The 8,440-nt window shown below is 40.3% G+C and carries 9 protein-coding genes; all 9 read right to left on the minus strand.

Features of this window, described 5'->3' with window-relative positions:
• Positions 1–120 (minus strand): helix-turn-helix domain-containing protein (locus CRYPD_RS08480; protein WP_171004383.1); only part of this gene is annotated, 120 nt, incomplete at its 3' end.
• Positions 121–314: 194 nt separating this feature from the next.
• Positions 315–1,532: a beta-ketoacyl-ACP synthase I gene (gene fabB / locus CRYPD_RS06755; RefSeq protein ID WP_138146827.1), complete on the minus strand. Its 1,218-nt coding sequence runs from the start codon at positions 1,530–1,532 to the stop codon at positions 315–317.
• On the minus strand, positions 1,532–2,038 hold the full coding sequence (fabA, locus tag CRYPD_RS06760) for a 3-hydroxyacyl-[acyl-carrier-protein] dehydratase FabA (RefSeq protein WP_138146828.1): 507 nt from the start codon (positions 2,036–2,038) through the stop codon (positions 1,532–1,534). The genes fabB and fabA overlap by 1 nt, the downstream gene beginning before the upstream one ends.
• 47 nt (positions 2,039–2,085) lie before the next feature.
• Positions 2,086–3,243 carry an O-succinylhomoserine sulfhydrylase gene (locus tag CRYPD_RS06765; RefSeq protein ID WP_138146829.1) on the minus strand — a complete coding sequence of 386 codons (1,158 nt, stop codon included), beginning with the start codon at positions 3,241–3,243 and terminating at the stop codon, positions 2,086–2,088.
• 5 nt (positions 3,244–3,248) lie between these two features.
• The gene (purF, locus tag CRYPD_RS06770) at positions 3,249–4,766 is read right to left on the minus strand and encodes an amidophosphoribosyltransferase (protein ID WP_138146830.1); all 1,518 of its coding nucleotides are present in this window, start codon (positions 4,764–4,766) and stop codon (positions 3,249–3,251) included.
• Between the two features lie 11 nt (positions 4,767–4,777).
• Positions 4,778–5,626, minus strand: a complete 849-nt coding sequence (locus tag CRYPD_RS06775) for a CvpA family protein (RefSeq protein WP_138146831.1) — start codon at positions 5,624–5,626, stop codon at positions 4,778–4,780.
• Positions 5,627–5,686: 60 nt separating this feature from the next.
• A complete protein-coding gene (locus tag CRYPD_RS06780) occupies positions 5,687–6,877 on the minus strand; it encodes a bifunctional folylpolyglutamate synthase/dihydrofolate synthase (protein WP_138146832.1) in 1,191 nt (396 codons plus the stop codon).
• Entirely contained in the window at positions 6,865–7,314 is a 450-nt protein-coding gene (locus CRYPD_RS06785; protein WP_138146833.1) for an FxsA family protein, read from the minus strand. Before CRYPD_RS06785 ends, CRYPD_RS06780 begins: the two co-directional genes overlap by 13 nt.
• Entirely contained in the window at positions 7,311–7,988 is a 678-nt protein-coding gene (gene trmB / locus CRYPD_RS06790) for a tRNA (guanosine(46)-N7)-methyltransferase TrmB (RefSeq protein ID WP_138146834.1), read from the minus strand. Before trmB ends, CRYPD_RS06785 begins: the two co-directional genes overlap by 4 nt.
• Between the last annotated feature and the right edge of the window lie 452 nt (positions 7,989–8,440).

Consider the following 8,440-nt stretch of genomic DNA (forward strand, 5'->3'; position numbering starts at 1 on the left):
ACGTGAGATAGTTGCCGGACTTCTGTTTAACAGATTGGCAATGCCAATCTGATTCATATGTAGTTGTAAACACGCTTTTATCTGGTATCGTTCATCGTTAGTCAGTTGTTGATAATTCATTGCAATTCCCCGTAGTAAGAAAATAGCAAAGTTTATTACAACCGGCTATTTAATTACAATTAAAATTGCACTTGTTATGCGAATTCAAGTTTTATTTTTTTGTTGGATTTTTGCGTTATTCTTTAAGGGTAAATGCCTATGCATTTCTACTGATTACCGATGAATACCCATCATTTAGCTGGAAAGAATGATACTTATTTTTTAAATTTTTCAAACACCAAGCAAGCATTAGTACCGCCAAAGCCAAAACTATTTGACATCACTCGGTTGAGTGATTGCACAGTGGTTGCTTGGACAATTGGCATACCCTCAGCGGCTTTATCCAGTGTGTTGATATTGACAGATTCTGCCATAAAATTATTTTGCAGCATTAGCAATGAGTAGATTGATTCATTGACTCCCGCAGCGCCTAAGGCATGTCCAGAAAGAGATTTGGTTGAGCCTATATTCGGGATGTTGCCCCCAAATACTGCTTTAATGGCATTAAGTTCCTTAACATCACCCACAGGCGTTGAAGTGCCATGGGCATTGATATAGTCAATTGGACCATCTACTGTTGAGATAGCCATTTCCATGCAGCGTTTAGCGCCTTCGCCACTTGGTGCAACCATATCATAGCCATCAGATGTTGCACCATAGCCAGTAAGCTCGGCAAGGATAACGGCGCCTCGTGCTTCGGCGTGTTCTAAAGATTCCAACACTAAGGCACCACCACCACCAGAAATCACAAAACCATCTCGATCTGTGTCAAAAGCACGAGAGGCTTGTTCAGGGGTTTTGTTGTATTTAGAAGACAGCGCCCCCATAGCATCAAACAACATTGTTAATGACCAGTTTAATTCTTCACCGCCACCAGCAAATACCACATCTTGCTTGCCTAATTGAATTTGCTCCATTGCATTACCAATACAATGTGCACTGGTAGAACAGGCAGAACTAATGGAATAGTTGATGCCTTTGATTTTGAACATAGTAGACAGACAAGCGGAAGTGGTTGAGCCCATGGTGCGTGGTACACGGTAGGGACCGACACGCTTAATTCCTTTTTCTCTTAAAATATCTGCCGCTTCAACTACATTTTGGTTGCTAGCGCCGCCAGAGCCCATGATAAGTCCTGTGCGTGGGTTAGAGACTTGTTCTTTGGTTAATCCAGATTGCTTGATAGCTTCGTCCAATGCAACGGCATTGTAAATAGCAGCATCTGCCATAAAACGCTTCATCTTTCTGTCAATAATCTCGCTTGAATTGACTTCAGTCACTTGACCAGAAACATGAGACCTTAGCCCCATTTCTGCATATGTTTCATCAAATTTAATGCCTGATTTGGCGTTCTTTAAAGACGCTAGCACTTCATTGCAATTTGCGCCTAAACTAGAGACGATGCCCATTCCTGTGATAACAATTCTGTTCATTACATTTTGCTAGTATCAGTAAATAATCCAACCTTGAGGTTGGTAGCTTCGTAAATCACTTTACCATCCACTTCCATGGTTGCGTCAGCCACACCCATATATAATTTACGCGCAATAACACGGGATAAGTTGATTTTATAGGTAACTTTTTTCGCATTAGGTAACACTTGTCCAGTGAATTTTATGCCTCCACCCAGCGCACGACCACGACCAGGTCCGCCTAACCAGCCTAAATAAAAGCCAATCAATTGCCACATTGCATCTAAACCCAAACAACCTGGCATCACAGGATCGTTATTGAAGTGACATTTAAAAAACCATAAATCAGGATTAATGTCTAATTCTGCAATAATTTCACCTTTGCCATATTCGCCACCCTCGCTTGAGATATGAGTGATGCGATCAAACATTAGCATTGGTGGCTGAGGTAATTGTGCGTTGCCAGGGCCGAACAATTCGCCGTTACCGCACTTGATTAATTCTTCATAAGAAAAGGAGTTTTGCATAGTTTTTGGTTATCAAATGTTTTCTTAATGATTATACCTGATTTAGACTAGATTTTTATATCTGCTATTAAATCATCAATGTCTTCTAACCCTATTGAAAGTCGAACCAATCCATCCGTAATGTTAGCATCTGCTTTTTCTTCATCACTTAGGCGACCGTGCGTAGTACTTGCTGGGTGGGTAATGGTGGATTTTGTATCGCCTAAATTGGCAGTAATAGAGAATATTTCAGTGGCATTAATTAATTTAAATGCCGCTGTTTTCCCACCTTTAACTTCAAACGACACAATACCACCAAATCCTGATTGCTGTGTTTTTGCAAGCGAGTGGTGTGGATGAGACTTTAAGCCTAGGTAGTGTACTTTTTCTATTTGTGGTTGGTTTTCTAGCCAAGTTGCAATTTTGAGTGCATTCTTACAATGTGCCTTCATTCTAAGGCTAAGCGTGTCTAAGCCTTTGAGCACAATCCATGCGTTAAAAGCACTTAGGCTGGGACCTGTTGTACGAGTAAAAGCAGCCACTTGTTCAATGGTTTCTTTACTGCCGAGCACCGCACCTGCCAGACAACGCCCTTGTCCGTCAATATATTTAGTCGCTGAGTGAATAACAATGTCTGCCCCTAATTTAAGGGGTGTTTGCAATGCTGGTGACAAAATTGCATTATCCACTACCAATAAAACATCATTGGCTTGGCTAATTTTACTGAGTGCAACCATATTTACCACCTCGCCCAATGGATTGGACGGGGTTTCTAATAAAAATAATTTTGTATTATCTTGGACGGCATTTTCCCACTGCGATAAATCACTTAAATCAACATAACTAATAGCAATATCAAACTTGCTAACAATAGTGTTAAGCAGTACAATCGAGGTGCCAAACATATTACGCGAAGCCACAATGTGGTCGCCTGATTTAACCAATGCCATAATGGTGGTAAAAATCGCCGCCATGCCAGATGCAGTAGCGACACACGCCTGAGCGCCTTCAAGTGCGGCTAGTTTTTTCTCAAAAGCATCCACCGTCGGGTTGGTAAATCGTGCATAGATATTGCCTGGCTCTTCTTTAGCAAAGCGAGCTGCTGCTTGTTCTGCGGAATCAAACTTAAAGCTAGAAGTGAGGAAAATCGCCTCAGAATGCTCTTGTTCGTTAGTCGTTCGGTAGCCTTCACGGATGGCTATTGTGTCAAATTTTAAATCCTTCATAAGGTTTATTCTACATCATTGCAGATGAGTTCTGAGCTTTCATTGGTATTGTTTTTTTGCTTGGTAGCATCAGAACGCAAATATTCAACGCCCTGTAAGTAGTTTTTATCAACATCGCCAGTAATGTATTCGCCGTTAAAGCAAGAGCAGTCAAAGCTTGTAATATCTGGATTGCCCTGCTGAACACACCAAATTAAATCCTCTAAATCTTGATAAATGAGTTTATCAGCACCGATAGCAGTGCAGACTTCATCTGTGGTTTTATTGTGGGCGATGAATTCTTTATTACTTGCCATATCGATGCCATAAACATTTGGATAGCGCACTGCGGGGGCGGCTGAGGCAAAAAATACTTTTGCAGCACCTGCGTCTCGTGCCATTTGCACAATCTGCTGGCTGGTGGTGCCACGCACAATAGAATCATCCACCAATAGAACATTTCTGCCTTTAAATTCAAGTTCAATTGCGCTTAGCTTTTGGCGCACAGATTTTTTCCGTTGTTTTTGTCCAGGCATAATAAAAGTGCGGGCAATATAGCGATTTTTAATCAAGCCTTCGGAGTATTTTACGCCGAGCTTTTGTGCTAACTGTAGTGCCGATACTCTTGAGGTGTCTGGGATTGGAATTACCACATCAATTTTCTCATTCCCCCATTGTTGCTGGATTTTTTTTGCTAATTTTTCACCCATTCTGAGGCGTGATTTATACACGGAAATATTGTCAATCACAGAATCTGGGCGGGCAAAATAAACAAATTCAAAGATACAAGGTGAATATTTGACTGAATCTGAGCATTGTTGCGTCAATATATTGCCTTTTCTGTCAATAACAACGCCTTCGCCTGGGGCAATATCTCGGGTAACTTCATAGCCTAATGCTGTGAGTGCGACACTTTCCGAGGCAAGCATATATTTAGTGCCACCATTCGTGGTGCGTTTGCCCAAGATGAGTGGGCGGATGCCATTTGGGTCACGGAAACCAAAAATACCATAACCTGAAATCATGCCAATAGCTGCATAAGCGCCCCGTACTCGTTTGTGCACTTGCGTGATTGAGGTAAAAATATCTTTTTCATTAATGCGTTGTTTTTCTAGCTTGGCCAGCTCTCCGGCAAATACATTGAGCAAGATTTCTGAGTCAGAATTGGTGTTAATATGGCGTAAGTCTTGCTCAAACAATTCTTTTGCCAATTCTACCGTATTGGTTAAGTTGCCGTTATGCGCAAAAGCAATGCCATAAGGCGAATTGACATAAAAAGGCTGCGCCTCTGCACCAGAAGAGCTACCTGCCGTTGGATAACGCACATGACCAATACCCATATCACCTAGCAACCCTTCCATGTGTTTGGCTCTAAAGGCGTTTCTCACCAAGCCGTTTGACTTACGCATATAAAAACGCCCTTTGTGTGAAGTAACAATGCCAGCGGCATCTTGCCCACGGTGCTGAAGAATGGTTAGCGCATCATAAATATAAAGCGCTGTGTCTTTTTTAGTGGTAGATAAAATGCCAACAATGCCACACATAAGTTATTTCCTTATTCGTTTTTGATAAATAATAAATGTTGTGATAATTCAGGCTGAATGCTTGAAGCCACATCTTGAAATGCTCTGAGCGAACTACGAGATTCAACCCAATAATATTCTTGCGATATGAAGTCAATGCTTTGTAGCACTAAAACCATCACAACGATAAACACACAGCCATTAAACAGCCCAACAATAGCACCCCATATTTTATTTTTTATGCCGTCAGTATTGCGTGCATTAAGCACGGTATTGATTCTGTGAAAACTGTTTAAAGCTGCTTGGAACAATGGCGATAGCCAACAAGGTGCACTTGTGCTGATTGAAATATTAAGGATATTTGTGAGTAATAAAGAAGCCCCAACAATCGTGGCGAATATGCCAGTAAACGCTGCACCTATGCGTAAGGATTCATTACTAAAAACGACCTCCATAATGCTAAGACTAGCAAGATTACCTATATAAGACCAGCTGATAAGCGCGGCTATTACGAGCAGTACTGATATGGCAAAAATACGGTTGAGTGCGCAAGGATTATTGGCAGTTGATGAAACAGCTATGAGTTTATACAGTGCCCTTTTGATGGCGATAATGCCAATAAAAATCGCACCAAATGCAATAGCAAGATGTGATTGACGAGAGGGCGTTAGCCAGTTAATAATTTCGATGTTAGGGAGCTGCTCATAGAGCAACCAAGCCACAAAAATAGCGAGCATTAAAAAAGCCAAATTAATCAGCTCGTTGATCAATTCTCGCTTAAAACCAAGCACAAGAAAAACAAGCAAGATTGCCAGTGTTAACCAATCAGACCAAACTAATAGAGCAATTGTTTGCCAAATACTTGAAAAAATTTCATTCATAATTATACAAAGGTCTCTCTTTAACTACTTTTAATCATTTAAAAGTTAATTTTACAAGAATTATTCAAGTACTTTGAGTGTATCGCCGACAATATGAAAAGAGCCAAAAATGACGATGCGTTGGGCTTGTTTGGCATTCAGCGCTTGATGGATTGCAGACGATATATTTTTGTAAACCTTAATTTTACTTGACAAACTAAATTTTTCGCTCAAATCTTGCATCGTAATAGCACGGTTAACTTTGAGCGGAACCAGTAGCCATTCGTCAATCAAGGGTGCAATGGTGCTAATCATTGCTTCAATATTTTTGTCATTCAGTGCAGAAAAAATGGCAATAGTGGGTTGTTTGTCTATATTGAGCGTGTCCGTCAAAACTTGCACGGCTGCGGGGTTATGGGCGACATCCAGCACAAGGGTTTTTCCATTGACGATTTTGGTCTGAAAACGAGCAGATAATTTGGCATTTTCAATACCTCTAGCCAGTTGATTTTGCTTAACCGTAAATACGGACTGTAATTGATTGATTGCTGCAATAGCGAGCGCAGCATTGGTCTTTTGATGCTCGCCTTGCAGGCTAATTGCACCAGAATAAGGCGTGTTAATGAAGGTTAATAATGCACCAATTTTCTCAGCGTATTGAATAATGCTGTTCGGTGGATTTAAATCAGCACACACGCACGGAATATTACCACGCATAATACCCGCTTTTTCCTGCCCAATCAGCTTACGAGTAGCGCCTAAATAATTAACATGGTCAATGTCAATATTAGTAATAACCCCCACATCGCTATCAACCACATTGACCGAATCAAGCCGACCGCCTAGCCCAATTTCCAGCACGGCAACCGCTACTTTTTCGTTGGTAAAAATAATCAATGCCGCCAGTGTTGAAAATTCAAAATAAGTTAAGGAAGTGTTGCCTCTGGCTTGCTCTATTTGCTCAAATGCTGTGCAAATTTGAACATCGTTGGCTTGCACGCCGTTAATACAAAATCGCTCATTATAGTGCAAAATATGTGGCGAGGTAAATTGTGCCACTTTGATATTTGCCTGCTGATAAATGCTGTCAATAAAAGCAATGGTTGAGCCTTTGCCGTTTGTACCAGCCACGGTGATGACTTTAAAATTAACACCAGTTGGAAACAGGTTTTGATATACTTTGTGGATGCGTTCTAAGCCTAAATCAATCTCCTGAAAATGCAGATTTTCCTGCCAAGCCAGCCATTGCTCTAAAGTTTTTAATCCTCCCAAAACTCGCCTTCAATGGTGCTGTCTTTAGTTGGTTTTTTGCCTTTATTGGGCGCTGTGTGAATAAAAACTGAGCTTTTTTTGGTAAATATTTTCTCAGCATTTTTTGCCAAAATTTTATGTATAAAATACCTCCTAGAAAAAGGCATCAGTCCCAATAGTCCAATACTATCAGTAATAAATCCAGGCGTTAATAATAATACACCTGAGACTAAAATTACCACACCTTCTAACATCTCAAAAGCAGGCGTTTGACCGTTAGCCATGGCATTTTGCACCTTAGCCATGGTTGACCAGCCTTGTTGTTTTAGCAAAAAAGACCCTATAAATGCCGTTACAATCACCAGTAAAACCGTTGAAAGCCCACCAATCGCATCGCCTACTGAGGCAAGCACATAAATTTCAAGTAGCGTTATAGCAACAAATAAAGGAAAAATCATAATCGTTTCTCGTTAGTAAAAATTAAATCCCAAACTCCGTGTCCCAATCGTTCGCCTCGTCGTTCAAACTTAGTGATAGGTCGATATTGGGGTCTTGGTGAATATGTAGGGGTGTTTTGTGTGTTTTTAAAGTGCGGATGATTTTCTAAGGTATCCAGCATCTGAGTGGCATAATGCTCCCAATCAGTCGCCATGTGAATACGCCCGCCTTGTCTAACTTTTTGCGATAAGATACCCAAAAAATCCGTATTAATGATGCGACGTTTATGGTGCTTTTTCTTATGCCATGGGTCAGGAAAAAACAGCTGAAAACCAACTAAACTGTCATTTTCTATATGGTGTGTCAAAACCTCAACTGCATCCGCTTGAATGATTTTAAGATTGCCTAATTGGCATTTGTGCGCCTCATTAATCAGCCTGCCAATGCCCGCCTCATACACTTCAATCCCCAAAAAGTTTTTATCAGGCATGTTAATCGCCATCTTTAGCAAACTATCCCCATTACCAAATCCCACCTCTAAAACAACCTCTTGCCGTTTAATAAACAAAGCATCTAAATCAATTTTACCTTTTGGCAAATCCACCCCGTAATCTTTCCAAAAATCCGTCAGTCCCATTTTTTGCCCCAGCGTCAACCGACCCGAACGACGCACAAAACTTTGAATTTTTCTCATAATAACGCAAGCCTCGGTAAATAATGGAAATTCTTAGTAATTTCAATCAAAACATTAGCATCCAAGTAAATCATTTAACCCCACCCCTTATCACGCAAAGTTTTTTTTTGACTAATATTATAATCTCCCCATATGCCCAAAACACCAAATACATCAATAGCGACCGTTGTTTTCTACGCCCAATTTCCGAACGCAAAACATCCCGAATATAAGCAGACATACTTTAATTATTTTGTGCCGACATTTGCTTTATTTGTTGAAATAAATCCTGTTCAAAATAAATATTTACTCTATGCACAACGCCTTTTTTTGTTTTTACACATTAAAATTATACATTGAGACCTTTGCATAAATCAACCAAAACCACACCAATCCAGTAAAATAACAACCATCTAAAATCAATCAAAAAAATAACAATGTCTTGGAAACAAACAACTCAACATTCATTCGCA

The sequence above is a fragment of the Bathymodiolus heckerae thiotrophic gill symbiont genome, from assembly GCF_900180345.1.
Classification (GTDB): Bacteria; Pseudomonadota; Gammaproteobacteria; order PS1; family Pseudothioglobaceae; genus Thiodubiliella.

Coding starts and splice junctions, on each gene's coding strand:
- CRYPD_RS06775 (WP_138146831.1), bottom strand. CDS start 5,626: ATGAATGAAATTTTTTCAAGTATTTGGCAAACAATTGCTCTATTAGTT.
- purF (WP_138146830.1), bottom strand. CDS start 4,766: ATGTGTGGCATTGTTGGCATTTTATCTACCACTAAAAAAGACACAGCG.
- fabA (WP_138146828.1), bottom strand. CDS start 2,038: ATGCAAAACTCCTTTTCTTATGAAGAATTAATCAAGTGCGGTAACGGC.
- CRYPD_RS06765 (WP_138146829.1), bottom strand. CDS start 3,243: ATGAAGGATTTAAAATTTGACACAATAGCCATCCGTGAAGGCTACCGA.
- CRYPD_RS06785 (WP_138146833.1), bottom strand. CDS start 7,314: ATGATTTTTCCTTTATTTGTTGCTATAACGCTACTTGAAATTTATGTG.
- trmB (WP_138146834.1), bottom strand. CDS start 7,988: ATGAGAAAAATTCAAAGTTTTGTGCGTCGTTCGGGTCGGTTGACGCTG.
- fabB (WP_138146827.1), bottom strand. CDS start 1,532: ATGAACAGAATTGTTATCACAGGAATGGGCATCGTCTCTAGTTTAGGC.